The organism is Candidatus Omnitrophota bacterium (assembly GCA_041653595.1).
Classification (GTDB): Bacteria; Omnitrophota; Gorgyraeia; order Pluralincolimonadales; family Pluralincolimonadaceae; genus Pluralincolimonas.
This window is the reverse complement of the sequence record JBAZFB010000002.1, coordinates 55,451-70,217: the sequence shown is the minus strand read 5'-3', so window position 1 is coordinate 70,217 and position 14,767 is coordinate 55,451. Positions and strand designations below refer to the sequence as shown.

Here is a 14,767-nt window from a genome sequence, read left to right as displayed (position 1 = left end):
ATATCACTCCGAGGAAGACTAATTTTATCATAACGGGCATTTGAAAGCAAACAATTATTTAATTACCGGATGGGTCTCCAGTATTACCCCTCCCGTCGAGAAAAAAACGGGATTCCCTTTTTTGAAAGATAACTTTATGGAATACCAGCCGTCCTTGGCCCCGGTCAGGAAGAATGTCTTCGCCGGTTCCTGGTCCGCCGCGACAAACCTGCTATTTATGTCGAAGTCGAGGTCATAATCCACCTTATTGTCCTGGAACCTGGCGAAATTGCCCGAAAATCTGAAATCCTGGCCGGTCCCTTTCAGGTCCGTGATGGAGATCGATTTCTTGCTGACCGTTATGACACCGGTTATGCCGTCGAATTTATAGTTATTCTGCGCGGATACCCCGAAAGGCTTTAGGAGCTTGTTGAGGGAGTCCTTAAGGGCCGACTTCAGGACGACATTCTGGAAATCGCAGCTGAGGACGAATTGCGCCTTAAAGAACTTCGCGGGGTCGAGGCGCAGGTACGCCCTCTCCGCGGTGAACGCCAGGCCGTCCTTGTCCATCGCTTTTATGTCGGATACCGTAAGCTGGGCCGGCATCTTCACGCGCACCGACCCGAAGACGACATTCATCTCGAGGGCCTTTTCGAGCTTAAAGGTTATGAAATCCTTGAGCAGGTATGAGGTAAGCGGCGAATAGAAGACCACGAAAAGTATGGCCACTAATATGATCAGGTATAAAAGACGGTGCCTCATTGCATCCTCTCATATGGGTTAAATAGTTTTATGTACTCGTCAAGCGCGTACCTGTCGGTCATCCCCGCGATATAATCGCAGACCACCCTGTACCTGTCCTCGGCCTCCCGGCCGGCGGCCGCGGGCAGCTGTTCGGGGTTCGAGATATAATAATTGAACAGCTCCCGGATAAAGCGCCGCGATTTATCCGCCGTCCTCACTACCCTCTTGTGCATATAAAGATTATCATATAAGAATTTCTTGAGGGGTTTCCTCTCTTCAAGCAATCCTTTGGAAAAAGCGATAGTCCTCTCCGGCCTCGACCTTGCCGATTCGGCGGAGGCGATCCCTAAATCCTCGATCCTTTTTCCGGATTCATTTACGAGGTCGGTGACTTCCGTGTTTATAAGCGACCTAACCATCTGGTATTTCCTTATGCTGTTGCTCATCGACGGGTGGGCCCTGGAGATCTCCTCGCAGATCTTCTTCCATAAAGGTATATCGCGGATCTCTTCTTCCTTTATCAGGCCCGAGGTCAATCCGTCGTCTATGTCGTGGTTGTCGTAGGCTATCTCATCGGCCAGGTCGACTATCTGGGCTTCAAGCGTAGGCGATTTCTCGGGTTCGAGTTGGGGAAGGCCGCCGGATCTGTCATACGGGGTGGAATGCTTGTTTACCCCTTCCCTGACTTCCCATGTAAGGTTAAGGCCTTTAAAATCCGGGTATCTTTCTTCGAGGAGGTCCACGACGCGAAGTCCCTGTATGTTGTGGTCGAATCCCCCGTGGCCTTTCATCAATTCATGCAGTTCCTGCTCCCCGGAATGCCCGAAAGGCGGGTGGCCGATATCGTGAGCCAGGGCGATCGCCTCGGTCAGGTCGGGGTTCAGGCCGAGGGTGCGCGCTATCGAGACCGCTATCTGCGCGGCCTCGAGGGTGTGCGTCAGCCTCGTACGGTAATAATCGCCCTCGTGGTTTACGAAGACCTGCGTCTTGTATTCCAGGCGGCGGAAAGCGGTCGAATGTATCACCCTGTCCCTGTCGCGTTGGTAGCAGGTCCTATAAGGATGCTCCTCTTCCTTATGCTCCCTGCCCCTCGAATCCTTCGCCTTCATCGCGTAAGGGGCGAGCGTCTTCGATTCTATCTCTTCTATTTCTTTACGCGTGAGCATTTTATCAGCCTGTCATACAAGGCGCCGAGAGATTCGGATATGACTTTCGTCGAAGCCGAAACCGTCATGAAATTGGAGTCCCCGAACCACCGCGGGACTATATGGATATGGACGTGATCTTTTATGCCGGCGCCGGCCGCCCTCCCGACATTGATGCCGATATTGAAACCGTCGGGACCCATCGTCTTCGAAAGGAGTTCCTGTGTCGCGTTAAGGAGGCCTATGAGGTCCGCCGTCTCTTCCTTGTTAAGTTTAGTGAGGCTGTCAACGTGCCTGAAAGGGACGATCATCATATGGCCGTTGTTGTATGGATAGAGATTAAGGATGGAAAAGCTGTGGCGGGTACGCGCTACTATATAATTCTTCCTGTCTTTTCCCGTCTTGGGCTTGGAACAGAAGATACAGCCCTTCATCGTGTTCGCCTTAGTGATGTATTTGGTCCTCCACGGCGCCCAAAGCCTGTCCATTAATCCTCCGTCAAAGTTTCACTATCTTAGCGGTTATCTTGCTGTTTACGTCAATTATCCCGTAGGAATTGTACGGGGCGAATATCTTATCGGTCGGGCTGCCGGGGTTCAAGAACAACACCTTTTTTATCGTTTCGCTCATCGGCCGGTGGGAATGGCCGAAGACAATGCAATCTACTTTATCGCCCTTGAACTCTTCCAATATGCGGTCGGTCAACCCGTCCGGAGTGCCCCAGCCGTGGATAAGGCCTATCCTGAATTTGCCGGCTTCCACGATCTCTTTCGCTTTCAGGGCGGAACTCAACTCCTTCGAATCCATGTTCCCGTATACGGCGACCGTCTTTTTGAGCTTCCTCAATTTCTCCAGTAAACTCATCTCCACGAAATCTCCGGCGTGCAGTATCAGGTCTGCCTTCTTTATCTCTTCATAGACAGCCTTGGGGATATCTTTAGCCATCCTGGGTACGTGCGTGTCGGACAAGACCAGTATCTTCATATCAATTAAGCGCTCTCCGTGCTTGCAAGATGATCTTTCTGCGATTCCGCTATCCCTTCAGCGTCCCATTGCGGCAGGACCAGCCTCTGCCTTCCGGTCATGTCGAGCAGGGTATTCAGGTCCTTCAGGTCCCATATCCAGCATTTCGCTTCTTTTGCGAGAAGTTTGGCGTTCGCGCCCATACCTGCCAGGGCGATGACGATCTTCCGCTTGACCGCGCTTTTCCTGCCCTTGCATTGGCTGAGATAATCCATGACATCGCTGTCCCTGACCGGGCGCCGGCCGACTATCAGTTCCCATGTACAGCCTTCCGCAAAAAGGCTCAAATACGAAATGCCGTCTATTTTTGATGCCCGGGCCTCTGTATTGCCGAAATGCGGCAACCTGAAACTCTTCCCTCCTAATTCCATAAATTCGCCGTTGAACGAGGTGAAAAGCCCCGCGACAAGGTCGTCGATATCCCTGGCTGAAGATTCCACGAAATTCTCTATGAACCCTTTTACCTCGGCGCTGAACATCGATATCTTGGGCTCGTAAGACGGGTCGAGCAGGTATTCCTTTATCTGGTAGACGTTCCTGAGCCACAATTCGAATACTTTATCGCGTATCAGGTAAAACTTCCCTTGCCTGGATACCCACCCCGCGTCTATCAATTTCTCAAGCAGGGCTGAGAGCTCTGCGGTCTTGACGCGGGAGGCCTCCGATATCGCCTGGACTTTCTTCGCGCCGTTGGAGATGGCCAGCAGGACCGCCGCGGAATGCCTGTCTATGCCGTCGAGCCGGGTCATCACGCCCGAAAAATGCTGGTTTAATATCCCTTTCGAATCAAAGAGTATCTCGATGAACATCGCCGTAAGCGTATCGGTGTCTTTTACCGCGGTAATATTACCGCCCCGGCCCCGCAGGCTCAACAGGATAGAATCGAGGTAGAACGGGTGGCCGTCGCTGAACGCCACCAGGAAATTCACGAGCTCATCCGGCAGCGGGCCGGAAACAAGGCGCGCCCTGATAAACTGCGAGGCCGTCCGGACATCAAAGGTCCCGAGTTCGTATATTTCGAAATTACCGAATAACAGGGAGAGCTTTTCCGCGAGGATATTTTTGGCCTGGTTTATCTGGGAAGATAATACGATATACATCGTGTCTTTCTGCAGCATGATGAATTTTCCGAGCTCGGCAAACGCGTCTTCTATGCCGAGGTCCGCGATCCGGTGGAATTCATCCAGTATAATTATCGGCCGCAGGCCGGTCTCGGAATATGCCGTAGCGGGAAGTTCGAACAGGGCGCGGTAGGCCTTCAGGTTCTTGCCCCCTTTTATAAGCGTTTCGATCGCCTTCACGGCCTTCGCGGTCTTCGGCATCCTGTCCGCGGCGAGAGAGACGAGCCCGCCGGTGCCGGCCGCCTTAAACTCCGCGAAATCGAGATACCTGAAAAGCAAGGCGGCGATGAACTTTTCGGCGAAGGCGGGAAACCCCTGGTTTTTTACCTCGATATAGACCGGGACCGTGTCCTTAAAAGGCAGGGTGCTTATGAAACGGTAGATGACCGAGGTCTTCCCGTAATAGGAAGGCCCTATGATGGCGACATTCTGGCGGTAACCGAAACGCAGGCCGTCGGCGCGCTTCTTAAGCAGGGCGAGTATATCGTCTCTGCCGAAAAAATTATTTCCCGTTGCGGGGTCCAATAACATTATAGATAAAACCTTCCTGGCTTACGACAAATAATAAAATGGGTTCTGAGGCTTATGCCTCTTTCTTATCTCAAAATGCAGGTACGGGGAATTGCCCCTCCCCCCGGAGCCGACTTTAGCGACCGGTTGCGCCTGCCTGACATCTTCACCTATCCTGACAAGTATCTCGGAATTATGCGAATAAACCGTCTGGATGCCGTCGCCATGGTCCAGTATGACAGTCTTCCCGAAACCCCTTACTTTATCATCGCTGAATATGACCCTGCCGCTCCTGGAGGCGATGACTACCGTACCTTCCCGCGCCTGGATATCCACCCCTTTATTCGGCGTCGATCCTCTCTTCTGTCCGAACGACGAGATGACTTTGCCCTTGACCGGCCAGATAAAATCCTCTTTTGAATACACGGGGATAGGCGTGATATTCGACACGGGTTGTGCGGGTTTAGCGGGTATGAGTATATCCTGTCCGACCTTTATATTCCCGGCGTCCGCCAGGCCGTTCGCCTCGACAAGGGTCTCGAGGTCTACGCCGTTATTCTTCGCTATCCTCCAAAGCGTCTCACCCTTTACGACCCTGTGGTAAGTCCCGCCTTTAGCGTGGACAGGCAGGCCTCCTTTCGGCGGCTTAATGACCGGGGTCTCCGCGCAGCCCGCCAGGGAGAGGATAAGAATAGCTATAAATAAAACTTTAAAATAAGACATTTATAATACACCATCCCAAAAATGGAGCGGGTGATGGGACTCGAACCCACGATATTCAGCTTGGGAAGCTGACGTTCTACCAACTGAACTACACCCGCTTAAACGAATTCGTTTCGCCCTCTTCCTAATCGGAAAGATGCATGAGCATCTTGAATTTCTTATACCTGCCCTGTATATCCCTTTCCGTCAACTTCAATATCCTGTTGACGCTGAAATCCTCGACCGCGAATGAGGCAAGGATGGTCCCGTAGGCGCATCCCTTGCGCAGCACCGTCTCGTTGATCCTCTTCGCTTTACTGAGATAACCCATAAACCCTCCGGCGAAGGTATCGCCGGCGCCGGTCGGGTCAAACGGGTCTTCAAGAATATACGCGGGATAGGAAAAGATGAAATCTTTTGAGATACAAAGAACGCCGTGCTCGCCTTTTTTTATTATAGCAATTTTCGGCCCGCAAGAAAATATATATCTTGCGGCCTTGAGGAGGTTGAGTTCGCCGGAAAACTCGCGCGCTTCCTTGTCGTTGGCGAAAAATATATGGACGTGCTTCAGGAGTTTTTTAAGCTCCTTCGGCTTGTTCTCTATCCAGTAGTTCATCGTATCGCAGGCGATAAGGCGCGGGTCGTCGACCTGTTTCAGGACATCCAGTTGTAACGAAGGGTCAATATTCGCCAGGAAGACATTATCGGAGTCCCGGTATTCCGCGGGGATCTCCGGCTTGAAATCGGCGAACACGTTAAGATGCGTATAGATCGTGTGAGCCGTGTTGAGGTCGAACCCGTATTCGCCTTTCCACCGGAAGGTTTTTCCCCCGTCGATCTTGAGCCCCGTGACATCTACGCCCCTCTTTTCCAATAGTTTGATATATTTTTCCGGGAAATCGGCGCCCACCACTCCAACCAGCCGCGCCGAATTAAAGAATGTCGCGGCGCAGGAGAAATATACTGCCGAACCGCCGAGCGCCTCATCCACCTTTCCGAACGGGGTCTTTATCGAATCCAAGGCTATTGAACCTACGACCAAGAGTGACATTATCCCAGGTATTCCTCCGATATTTTCATTGAACAATATTGCCCGCACATCGTGCAGACATCTTTCGCCGCCGGCTTGGAACGGTTCCTGTATTCCTTTGCGCGCGACGGGTCGATGGCCAGGGCGAATTGCTTCTTCCAATCTCTCTTCTTGCGGGCGGCGGATATGGCGATGTCCCAATCGAGCGCGCCTTTTACCCCCTTGGCTACATCCGCCGCGTGCGCGGCTATCCGGGCGGAGATGACGCCTGTCTTCACGTCTTCGACCGAAGGCAGGCCGAGATGTTCAGAAGGCGTGACGTAGCAGATGAAATCAGCGCCGTGGGCGGCCGCAAGCGCTCCGCCTATCGCCGATGTTATATGGTCGTAGCCCGGCGCTATGTCCGTTACCAGCGGGCCTAAGACATAAAACGGCGCGCCGTGGCAAAGGTCTTTCTCCAGCAGAATATTTGCTTCGATCTGGTTGATCGGGACATGCCCGGGCCCTTCTATCATTACCTGGACGCCGGCCCGTTTAGCCCTCACGGAAAGTTCGCCAAGTGTCATTAACTCCTGTATCTGCGCCCTGTCGCTGGCATCGGCAAGGCATCCCGGCCTCATCCCGTCGCCCAGGCTTAAAGTGACGTCGTATTTGCGCGCGATCTCCAGGACCCTGTCAAACTCCTCATAAAAGGGATTCTCGCGGCGGTTATGCGCCATCCATTCGACCATTATGGCGCCGCCCCTGCTGACGACCCCTATCACCCTGCCCTGTCTCTTAAGGCAATCCACCGCTTTCCTCGTAACGCCGCAATGGATAGTAAAGAAATCCACGCCTTCCCTCGCCTGTTCCTCAAGCACGGCGAACATCTCATCCGCCGTCATGGAATAGATAGGCCTCTTCCTGCGGTCCGCGTCGACAGCCGCTTCGTAAATAGGGACGGTCCCTACAGGCACGGGCGAAGCCCTGAGTATAGCCTTCCTGATAGCGCGCAGATCACCGGCGGTCGAAAGATCCATTACGGCATCCGCGCCGTTATCGACCGCGACCTTCAGTTTCTTCAGCTCAGCCGATATCCTCGAAGAACCCTGGGATGTCCCGATATTGGCGTTTATCTTGGTCTTTAACCCTTCGCCGATCCCGCAGACCCTTCCCTTCTTCCTGAGTATATTGGAAGGTATGACGATCCTGCCCGAAGATATCTTCCTGACGAGCAGTTTCAAGTCGAGGCCTTCCGCTTTCGCGACCAGCCTCATCTCGGGCGTGATCTTGCCTCTTTTTGCCGACTCTAATTGGGTCATCTTTTGGTGAGTTTATCCTTCAATCTTTTTGCCGCTTCCCTGATATCTTCCGCGCCGCATACCGCCCTTACTACCGCAACCCTTGATGCGCCGGCCGCTATCACCTCGTCGATATTCGTCTCGTCGATACCGCCGATAGCGACAAAAGGAAGGCCCTTCATATTATTTACTTGTTCTATCAGATCGAGCCCGACCGCTTTATATCCGGGCTTGGTAGGCGTAGAAAATACCGGCCCCACTCCTATATAATCCGCGCCGCTGTTTTGCGCCGCGCCCGCCTGTTCGAGCGAATGCGTCGAGAGGCCTATTATCTTGCCCCTGCCTAATATGGAGCGGGCGCCGATGACCGGCATATCTTCCTGGCCGAGGTGCACGCCGTCGGCATCGACGGCTAACGCGATATCCGGGCTGTCATTAACGATAAATAGCGCTCTGTCTTTTCCTATAGCCTCGCGTATCGCGCGCCCGGCCTCGACTACATCCGCGGCGTCAGATTCCTTGTCGCGGAATTGTATCACGTCCGCGCCTCCGGCTATCGCTTCCTTCGCCGCATAGGCCAGGTCGCGGCCCTTGACCGCCTTCTTATCTATGATCACGTAAAGCCTGAAATCGCGCAATATCAAAACCTCGAAACGAGTTTTTTCTCGGTATTATACGCCTTGAACCTGAGCCTCTTGAACTTATCGGCTATCTTTCCGTCGATGAGCTTTGAGAATTCCTCCAGGACGCGGAGCGACTCCTTGACGCGTTCCATATTGGCTATCGAGATCTCCTTCCATCCGCTTCTCTTCCTCTCGATCGCCTGCTTGCCCCGGCCGACATCGCCTTCCGGGTCGCGCGCCGATATTATTCCGCGCAGCTTGGCGGGATAAAGCTTGATGCAGTCTGATATGCCGTGGCGCAGGCCCTTGAATTCCCTCGTCAGGGGCGCGTCATCGAGCACAAATCTCGCGATCTCTTCGCAGACCCTTAAGCCTTCCCTCGACCTGTTAAGGTTCGCGTCAATTATCCTGTAAAGCTTCTCTTTCATTAAGATATTCTTGCACTGCGGATATCCGCAGTGTTCAATATCCTGCGGATAAGCCCGGTGGTGGACCTGCCATTGACCAGCGGTATAGCGACGACTTTCCCTCCGTAGGACTTCACGAGGTCGGCTCCGACGATCTTTCCTACTTTCCAGTCCGCTCCCTTAACGAGCACGTGGGGCCTTACCGCCTTTATGAGTTTCAGGGGAGTGGTATCGCCGAATATTACCACATGGTCCACAAAACCGAGGGAAGCCACGACAGCGGCCCTGTCTTTTTGCGGGACTATGGGGCGCGACGGCCCTTTTATTTTTCTAACCGAACGATCGCTGTTGAGCCCAAGTACCAGGACATCCCCGAGGGACCTGGCCTTCTCGAGGTATTTTACGTGTCCGGCGTGCAGGATGTCGAAACACCCGTTCGTGAAAACGATCCTTTTGCCTTTTGCGCGAAGCCTTGAGGCGAGAGCCTTTACTTCCGTAAAGGAGGTTATCTTTTTTTCAGTCATTATGGGACCCCGCCGGTAAATTAGAACAACGCCTCCTCGACCAACTGGCAGAGGATATGGACCACCATGACGTGGGCTTCCTGGATCCTCGGGGTAGACCCGGAAGGGACTATTATGGGGATCTTCGCTATTTTGGCCAGCCCGCCGCCGTCGCGTCCCGTGAGCGCGACCGTGACCATGCCCTTTTTATTGGCAAGCTCTACAGCCCTGATGACGTTCTTCGCGTTCCCACTCGTAGATATCCCAATCGCCACATCATTATTTCCCGCGATCGCGTCGAGTTGGCGCGAGAATACCTCATCATATGAATAGTCGTTGGCTATCGCCGTAATTATCGAGGTGTTGGTGGTCAAGGCTATCGCCGGGACCCCTTTCCTCTCCTTCAGGAACTTCCCTACGAGTTCAGCAGCCATATGCTGGCTGTCCGCGGCGCTCCCCCCGTTCCCGAAGATTATGACCTTGCCGCCGGACTTCAGCGACTTGATGACAGCGTCGGCGGCTTTTTCAATAGCGCCGGCCTGCGACGTTATGAGGTCTTTTTTTACGGATATGCTTTCTTCCAGTATGCCTTCTATCTTTTTTTTCATTTTCAACCGAAGAATGTTTTGGCCACGTTATAGAAGTCATTATCGACCGTCTTCAGCGTACCGACGGCTTTCTCGATGGGAACTTCCACTATCTTATTTCCCTGGAGGCTGACCATATAACCGAATTTGCCCTGTTTGACGAGTTCGACGGCCTTAATGCCGAACCTGGTGCCCAGGACCCTGTCGAACGCCGTAGGCGAGCCGCCGCGCTGGATATAGCCAAGCACTGTGACCCTCGTCTCATAGCCGGTCTTCTTCTCTATCATTCCGCCCAGTTGCTGGCCTATACCGCCCAGCCTAACGTGGCCGAATTCATCCAGCTTTTCGGTCTGCAGGATCTCTTCATCTCCGAACTTCGCGCCCTCAGCGACGACGACGATCGAAAAATTCTTGCCGCTTTCGTGACGCTTCTTTATTATAGCGCATACCTCATCGATATTTATCGGTACCTCGGGGATCAAAATTATATCCGCGCCGCCGGCGATACCGGCATAGACCGCTATCCAGCCCGCATGGCGGCCCATGACTTCGGCAACTATTATCCTGTTATGGCTTTCGGCCGTAGTGTGCAGCCTGTCGATGCATTCCATTACGATGTTGATCGCGGTGTCGAAGCCGAAAGTATAATCGGTCTCACCCAGGTCGTTATCTATGGTCTTAGGGACGCCCACGATTTTCAATCCCTCTTTTACCAACCTATTGGCGACGCCAAGCGTGTCTTCGCCGCCTACGGCTATCAGGGCGTCGAGCTCGAACTTCTTGAAATTATCTTTTACTTTCTGTACCGCGCCCTCTTTCTTATAGGGATTGGTCCTTGAGGTGCCTAATATCGTGCCGCCCTTCGGCAATATCCCGGATACGGAATGGCGATCCAGGGTCATTACATCTCCCTCGATAATGCCCTTCCAGCCGCTTTTTATGCCTAAGACTTCATATCCTTCAAGATGGGCCTTTCTCACGACCGCCCTGATGACGGGGTTCAAGCCCGGGCAGTCCCCGCCCCCGGTAAGTATTCCCAACCTTTTCATCTGGTACTTCCTCCTTTTGTCTTTTTTATTCGTTCCTGTAATCGAACCCGCCGAACGGAAGGCTAACATCGTCCTTATCCTTACCCTTCTTCGCAACGGGTTTGGCGTCGGGACGGGTCGCTATCTTTGTGACGTGTATCTTTATTATGATCGGCTCGTCTATGCCGAGCATCTCCTGTATCTTCGACTTCACGAGGCCCTGTATCTTTTCCGTGGACTCGGGGATGTTCGCGTCGGCCCAGAATATGACCTTAGTGGATATATCGATGCCCTTCTTGGTCGCTATGCAATCCGACTTCATCTCCTTGACCTCTGGAAGGGACGAACCTATCTTCCTTATGAACTCCTCTATCGCCGAAAGCGAGATGGAGACCTGGCCGTCGGGATTATTGAACGCTATGTTCTTCTGCCTCTGGATGCGCGCGACCGTAAACTGGTAGCTCGCCCATGATATCACGATGAGAAGAAAACCGACCGCTCCCACCCCGATCCGCAAAGTCGTAGAGGCATTGATCGAGTCGAGCGCGTTCATTATCGGTTCGCTCTCCACGGACCTTATGGATACGGCAATGAGGAAGAGGCCGATCGTGATAAAGACTATCAGGAAAAACATCATCGTTAACCTGTTCAATATTTTCATTGCGCTGCCTCCTTGTCTGACATCTTCTTCTCTATGAATTCGGTCGTGACCTCACCGCGAAGGAACGCGGGATCTGCGGTGAGGCGCTTGTGGAAATCTATCGTCGTCTTGATCGGCTCGATGGTGAATTCCGAGAGGGCCCTCTGCATCACCTGTATCGCCTCGGACCTGTTCTTCCCGTAAGTTATAACCTTGGCTATCATCGAATCGTAAAAAGGCGGTATAGTATATCCCTGGTAGACGTGCGAATCGACGCGGACACCCGGCCCGCCCGGCGCATGGAAGAACGTGACTTTACCCGGGCATGGCATGAAGTTATTGTCGGCGTCCTCGGCGTTTATGCGGCATTCGATAGCGTGGCCGCTGAATTTGATGTCATCCTGGCTGTAGGAGAGCCTCTCTCCGGCCGCGATCTTTATCTGCTCCTTTACGAGGTCTATACCGGTGACCATCTCGGTGACCGGATGCTCGACCTGGATCCTCGTATTCATCTCCATGAAATAATAATTATCGTTTTCATCGAGGAGGAATTCTATCGTCCCGACATTCGTGTAATTCCCCGCCTTCGCGCCTTTCACCGCGGCGTCGCCCATCTTCTTCCTGAGTTTGGGGTCGACCGCCGGCGAAGGGGATTCCTCGAGCAGCTTCTGGTGGCGCCTCTGTATCGTGCAGTCCCTCTCGCCCAGATGGACGATGTGGCCGTATTTATCCGCGACTATCTGGAACTCCACATGCCTCGGGTTGGAAACATACTTCTCGATATATACCGCCGGATTACCGAACGCGGCCTCGGCTTCGGTCTGGCAGGTCATCAGGACGCTGACGAGCCTGACGTCGTTGTGCGCGATACGCATCCCGCGCCCGCCGCCGCCTGCGGCGGCCTTTACGATGACCGGGTACTGCAATTTATGCGCGACCCTGAGGGCCTCTTCCTTTTCTTTCACTATCGACAAACTGCCGGGTATGATAGGAAGCCCGGCCTTCCTCATTGTATCTTTTGCCGCCATCTTGTCGCCCATGAGGCGCATGGCTTCAGGCGTAGGGCCTATAAATTTAATATTGCAGGATTCGCAGACTTCGGCGAAATGGGCGTTCTCGGCCAGGAACCCGTATCCGGGATGTATCGCCTCGACATCGGATATCTCAGCGGCGCTTATTATACTGGGTATGTTAAGGTAACTGCCTGCCGGCGCCGCGGCGCCTATGCAGATGGCTTCGTCGGCAAATTTCACATGGAGGGAGTCTTTATCCGCCTCGGAATATACGGCGACGGACTTTATCCCCATGTCCTTGCACGCCCTTATGATCCTCAGGGCGACTTCTCCGCGGTTGGCTATCAATATTTTTGAGAACATTTTTTATGCGGGCTCGATAAGGAAGAGCACGTGGCCGAATTCGACGGGCTGGGCGTTCTCAACGAGGATGTTGACGACCTTGCCTTTGACTTCCGACTTTATCTCGTTCATGAGCTTCATCGCTTCGACGATGCATATCACCTGCCCGGGCTCTATCATGCTGCCTTCCTCGACGAACGAAGGCGCGTCAGGCGCGGGCGACCTGTAAAAGGTCCCTACCATAGGAGCTTTTATCTCTATGAGGTTTGATTTCACAGGCTCCGGTTCTTTATGCGGCACGGCCAGGATAGGGCCCTGCTGGGGCTGGATAAATACTCCCTCCTGGGTCACTTCGGGCGCGCCTGAAAATCCTTTCTTCAGCCTGATCCTCTGGCCCTCCCTCTCGATCTCTATTTCGGTCAGGCCGTTCTCGTTCATCAGGGCTATCATTTCTTTGAGTTCTTTTACGTTCATCTTATCCCCCTTTGGGCTTTTATTTGGCTCTCTCGACGTAATCGCCTGTGCGGGTATCTATCTTTAGGACGTCGCCTGTATTTACGAATAACGGGACTTGTATGGAATACCCGGTCTCGAGTTTTACCGCTTTTGTGCCGCTCTTGGCCGTATCTCCCTTGAGGCCGGGATCGGCTTCCACTACGGCCAGCTCGACGAACATGGGGGCTTCTACGCTCATCAACTTACCTTCGTAGAAAGATGCGTTGACCACCATGTTCTCTTTCAGGTAATGGGTGACGTCGCCCAGCTGTTTGGAGGTCATCTGGAACTGCTCAAAGGTCTTTTCTTCCATGAAGTGGTACTCATCGCCGGCGACGTAGCTGAACTGGAGTTTTTTATATTCGATGAACGCGTCCTCGAGCTTATCACCCGAACGGAACGTCCTGGGCAGGACATTTCCGGAAGACAAGCTGCGCAACTTCGTTTTTACAAAAGCTCCGCCCTTGCCGGGTTTCACGTGCTGGAACTCTATGACTTGAAAAATTTCTCCGTCTATTTTGACCGTTAAGCCGTTTTTAATATCACTTGTCGATATCATCTGTCAATACCTCGCACCCTTTCTTTGTGACCAGTACCATATCCTCTATCCGTATACCGCCCCAATCAGGCAGGTAGATGGCTGGCTCTATTGTGAATACCATTCCCGGTTTGATCTCTGCGTGGTTCCTGCTGGAGACGGACGGGCTCTCGTGGACCTCAAGCCCTATGCCGTGGCCAAGGGCATGGCCGAATCCGCTTCCGAATCCCTTAGCGTTAATAAAGCCCCGCGCAATTCCATCTATCTCAGATATCTTCGCGCCGGGCTTGATAGCCTTGACTGAGCGTCTCTGCGCCTCTTTTACTATGCCGTAAATCTTCTTCTGCTTGGTATTAATTTTACCCAAAAAGAATACCCGTGTCAAGTCGGATTTGTAGCCTTCATAGCTCACACCTAAGTCCAATAAAACCATATCGTTAGGCTTTATTATACGGTCGCTCGGCCTGGCGTGGGGGAACGCGCTGTTCTTGCCCGAGGCGACTATTATCTCAAAAGAGGCCCACTCCCCGCTCGCGGCCCTGATGAAATACTCTGTCTTGGAAGCGAGGTCATTCTCGCTTAGTCCCGGCTTCAGGATAGACTCGAAATACAGGACCGCGTTCTCTAGTATGGCTATCGAATCCCTGATAAGGGCTATCTCCGGCGCGTCTTTCACCTGCCTTAATCCCTCTACCGCGCCTTCGAGCGGCAGGAATCCTATCCCCTTCTCCGCAAGTTTCCCGGCTATACGTTTATAGGCCGCATAAGGCAGTTGTCCCGCTTCAAAAGCCGTCTTCCCGGCCTTTGACTTTGCCGAGATCTCCGCCAGGAGCTGGGAGACCGGCACTTTAGCGATGATTATCCTAAAACCTTTCACATCCTTTTTTGCCTGCAGGTAGTATCGCGAATCGGTAATGAAGTACTTTTTGGACTTTGCGAACAAAAGGTAGGCATCGTCGCCGCCGTATCCGCTCAGGTAGCGGACATTCTCCGGCTTGCTGACAAAAAACGAGTCTATGGCCTGGCGGCGCAAAATGGCGGACAACTTTTTTTGGCG

Annotated in this window: 18 protein-coding genes and 1 tRNA gene; all 19 read right to left on the bottom strand. The window is 53.1% G+C overall.

Annotated features, from left to right (window positions below):
- Positions 1-54: 54 nt before the first annotated feature.
- Positions 55-741 carry a hypothetical protein gene (locus WC317_01375; GenBank protein ID MFA5338782.1) on the bottom strand — a complete coding sequence of 229 codons (687 nt, stop codon included), beginning with the start codon at positions 739-741 and terminating at the stop codon, positions 55-57.
- Positions 738-1,889, bottom strand: a complete 1,152-nt coding sequence (locus WC317_01370; GenBank protein ID MFA5338781.1) for a deoxyguanosinetriphosphate triphosphohydrolase — start codon at positions 1,887-1,889, stop codon at positions 738-740. Before WC317_01370 ends, WC317_01375 begins: the two co-directional genes overlap by 4 nt.
- Positions 1,868-2,356, bottom strand: a complete 489-nt coding sequence (locus WC317_01365; protein ID MFA5338780.1) for an HIT domain-containing protein — start codon at positions 2,354-2,356, stop codon at positions 1,868-1,870. The genes WC317_01370 and WC317_01365 overlap by 22 nt, the downstream gene beginning before the upstream one ends.
- Before the next feature lie 10 nt (positions 2,357-2,366).
- Entirely contained in the window at positions 2,367-2,852 is a 486-nt protein-coding gene (locus WC317_01360) for a metallophosphoesterase family protein (protein ID MFA5338779.1), read from the bottom strand.
- Positions 2,853-2,857: 5 nt separating this feature from the next.
- Complete coding sequence (locus WC317_01355) at positions 2,858-4,543, bottom strand: hypothetical protein (GenBank protein ID MFA5338778.1); 1,686 nt, start codon at positions 4,541-4,543, stop codon at positions 2,858-2,860.
- Positions 4,544-4,564: 21 nt separating this feature from the next.
- The gene (locus WC317_01350; GenBank protein MFA5338777.1) at positions 4,565-5,245 is read right to left on the bottom strand and encodes a LysM peptidoglycan-binding domain-containing M23 family metallopeptidase; all 681 of its coding nucleotides are present in this window, start codon (positions 5,243-5,245) and stop codon (positions 4,565-4,567) included.
- 22 nt (positions 5,246-5,267) lie between these two features.
- Positions 5,268-5,343 (bottom strand) — tRNA-Gly (locus WC317_01345).
- Between the two features lie 26 nt (positions 5,344-5,369).
- The gene (locus WC317_01340) at positions 5,370-6,275 is read right to left on the bottom strand and encodes a PfkB family carbohydrate kinase (GenBank protein ID MFA5338776.1); all 906 of its coding nucleotides are present in this window, start codon (positions 6,273-6,275) and stop codon (positions 5,370-5,372) included.
- On the bottom strand, positions 6,275-7,555 hold the full coding sequence (thiC, locus tag WC317_01335; protein ID MFA5338775.1) for a phosphomethylpyrimidine synthase ThiC: 1,281 nt from the start codon (positions 7,553-7,555) through the stop codon (positions 6,275-6,277). Before thiC ends, WC317_01340 begins: the two co-directional genes overlap by 1 nt.
- A complete protein-coding gene (gene thiE, locus WC317_01330) occupies positions 7,552-8,172 on the bottom strand; it encodes a thiamine phosphate synthase (GenBank protein MFA5338774.1) in 621 nt (206 codons plus the stop codon). The genes thiC and thiE overlap by 4 nt, the downstream gene beginning before the upstream one ends.
- A 2-nt stretch (positions 8,173-8,174) precedes the next feature.
- On the bottom strand, positions 8,175-8,585 hold the full coding sequence (locus WC317_01325; protein ID MFA5338773.1) for a thiamine-phosphate pyrophosphorylase: 411 nt from the start codon (positions 8,583-8,585) through the stop codon (positions 8,175-8,177).
- On the bottom strand, positions 8,585-9,088 hold the full coding sequence (rfaE2, locus tag WC317_01320) for a D-glycero-beta-D-manno-heptose 1-phosphate adenylyltransferase (GenBank protein ID MFA5338772.1): 504 nt from the start codon (positions 9,086-9,088) through the stop codon (positions 8,585-8,587). The genes WC317_01325 and rfaE2 overlap by 1 nt, the downstream gene beginning before the upstream one ends.
- A gap of 20 nt (positions 9,089-9,108) precedes the next feature.
- Entirely contained in the window at positions 9,109-9,675 is a 567-nt protein-coding gene (gene gmhA, locus WC317_01315; GenBank protein ID MFA5338771.1) for a D-sedoheptulose 7-phosphate isomerase, read from the bottom strand.
- A 2-nt stretch (positions 9,676-9,677) separates the two neighbouring features.
- Positions 9,678-10,703 carry an ATP-dependent 6-phosphofructokinase gene (locus WC317_01310; GenBank protein MFA5338770.1) on the bottom strand — a complete coding sequence of 342 codons (1,026 nt, stop codon included), beginning with the start codon at positions 10,701-10,703 and terminating at the stop codon, positions 9,678-9,680.
- Between the two features lie 25 nt (positions 10,704-10,728).
- Complete coding sequence (gene amaP, locus WC317_01305; GenBank protein MFA5338769.1) at positions 10,729-11,343, bottom strand: alkaline shock response membrane anchor protein AmaP; 615 nt, start codon at positions 11,341-11,343, stop codon at positions 10,729-10,731.
- The gene (accC, locus tag WC317_01300; GenBank protein MFA5338768.1) at positions 11,340-12,698 is read right to left on the bottom strand and encodes an acetyl-CoA carboxylase biotin carboxylase subunit; all 1,359 of its coding nucleotides are present in this window, start codon (positions 12,696-12,698) and stop codon (positions 11,340-11,342) included. The genes amaP and accC overlap by 4 nt, the downstream gene beginning before the upstream one ends.
- A gap of 3 nt (positions 12,699-12,701) precedes the next feature.
- On the bottom strand, positions 12,702-13,151 hold the full coding sequence (gene accB, locus WC317_01295) for an acetyl-CoA carboxylase biotin carboxyl carrier protein (protein ID MFA5338767.1): 450 nt from the start codon (positions 13,149-13,151) through the stop codon (positions 12,702-12,704).
- 19 nt (positions 13,152-13,170) lie between these two features.
- Positions 13,171-13,731 carry an elongation factor P gene (efp, locus tag WC317_01290; GenBank protein ID MFA5338766.1) on the bottom strand — a complete coding sequence of 187 codons (561 nt, stop codon included), beginning with the start codon at positions 13,729-13,731 and terminating at the stop codon, positions 13,171-13,173.
- Entirely contained in the window at positions 13,715-14,755 is a 1,041-nt protein-coding gene (locus tag WC317_01285; protein MFA5338765.1) for a Xaa-Pro peptidase family protein, read from the bottom strand. Before WC317_01285 ends, efp begins: the two co-directional genes overlap by 17 nt.
- Positions 14,756-14,767 lie beyond the last annotated feature (12 nt).

What these genes read in the sequence shown, in the direction of transcription:
- WC317_01370 (MFA5338781.1), bottom strand. Translation starts at nt 1,889, where the DNA reads ATGCTCACGCGTAAAGAAATAGAAGAGATAGAATCGAAGACGCTCGCC.
- WC317_01310 (MFA5338770.1), bottom strand. Translation starts at nt 10,703, where the DNA reads ATGAAAAGGTTGGGAATACTTACCGGGGGCGGGGACTGCCCGGGCTTG.
- accC (MFA5338768.1), bottom strand. Translation starts at nt 12,698, where the DNA reads ATGTTCTCAAAAATATTGATAGCCAACCGCGGAGAAGTCGCCCTGAGG.
- amaP (MFA5338769.1), bottom strand. Translation starts at nt 11,343, where the DNA reads ATGAAAATATTGAACAGGTTAACGATGATGTTTTTCCTGATAGTCTTT.
- WC317_01375 (MFA5338782.1), bottom strand. Translation starts at nt 741, where the DNA reads ATGAGGCACCGTCTTTTATACCTGATCATATTAGTGGCCATACTTTTC.
- thiC (MFA5338775.1), bottom strand. Translation starts at nt 7,555, where the DNA reads ATGACCCAATTAGAGTCGGCAAAAAGAGGCAAGATCACGCCCGAGATG.
- WC317_01325 (MFA5338773.1), bottom strand. Translation starts at nt 8,585, where the DNA reads ATGAAAGAGAAGCTTTACAGGATAATTGACGCGAACCTTAACAGGTCG.
- WC317_01350 (MFA5338777.1), bottom strand. Translation starts at nt 5,245, where the DNA reads ATGTCTTATTTTAAAGTTTTATTTATAGCTATTCTTATCCTCTCCCTG.
- WC317_01340 (MFA5338776.1), bottom strand. Translation starts at nt 6,275, where the DNA reads ATGTCACTCTTGGTCGTAGGTTCAATAGCCTTGGATTCGATAAAGACC.
- WC317_01365 (MFA5338780.1), bottom strand. Translation starts at nt 2,356, where the DNA reads ATGGACAGGCTTTGGGCGCCGTGGAGGACCAAATACATCACTAAGGCG.
- WC317_01360 (MFA5338779.1), bottom strand. Translation starts at nt 2,852, where the DNA reads ATGAAGATACTGGTCTTGTCCGACACGCACGTACCCAGGATGGCTAAA.
- WC317_01355 (MFA5338778.1), bottom strand. Translation starts at nt 4,543, where the DNA reads ATGTTATTGGACCCCGCAACGGGAAATAATTTTTTCGGCAGAGACGAT.
- gmhA (MFA5338771.1), bottom strand. Translation starts at nt 9,675, where the DNA reads ATGAAAAAAAAGATAGAAGGCATACTGGAAGAAAGCATATCCGTAAAA.
- efp (MFA5338766.1), bottom strand. Translation starts at nt 13,731, where the DNA reads ATGATATCGACAAGTGATATTAAAAACGGCTTAACGGTCAAAATAGAC.
- rfaE2 (MFA5338772.1), bottom strand. Translation starts at nt 9,088, where the DNA reads ATGACTGAAAAAAAGATAACCTCCTTTACGGAAGTAAAGGCTCTCGCC.
- accB (MFA5338767.1), bottom strand. Translation starts at nt 13,151, where the DNA reads ATGAACGTAAAAGAACTCAAAGAAATGATAGCCCTGATGAACGAGAAC.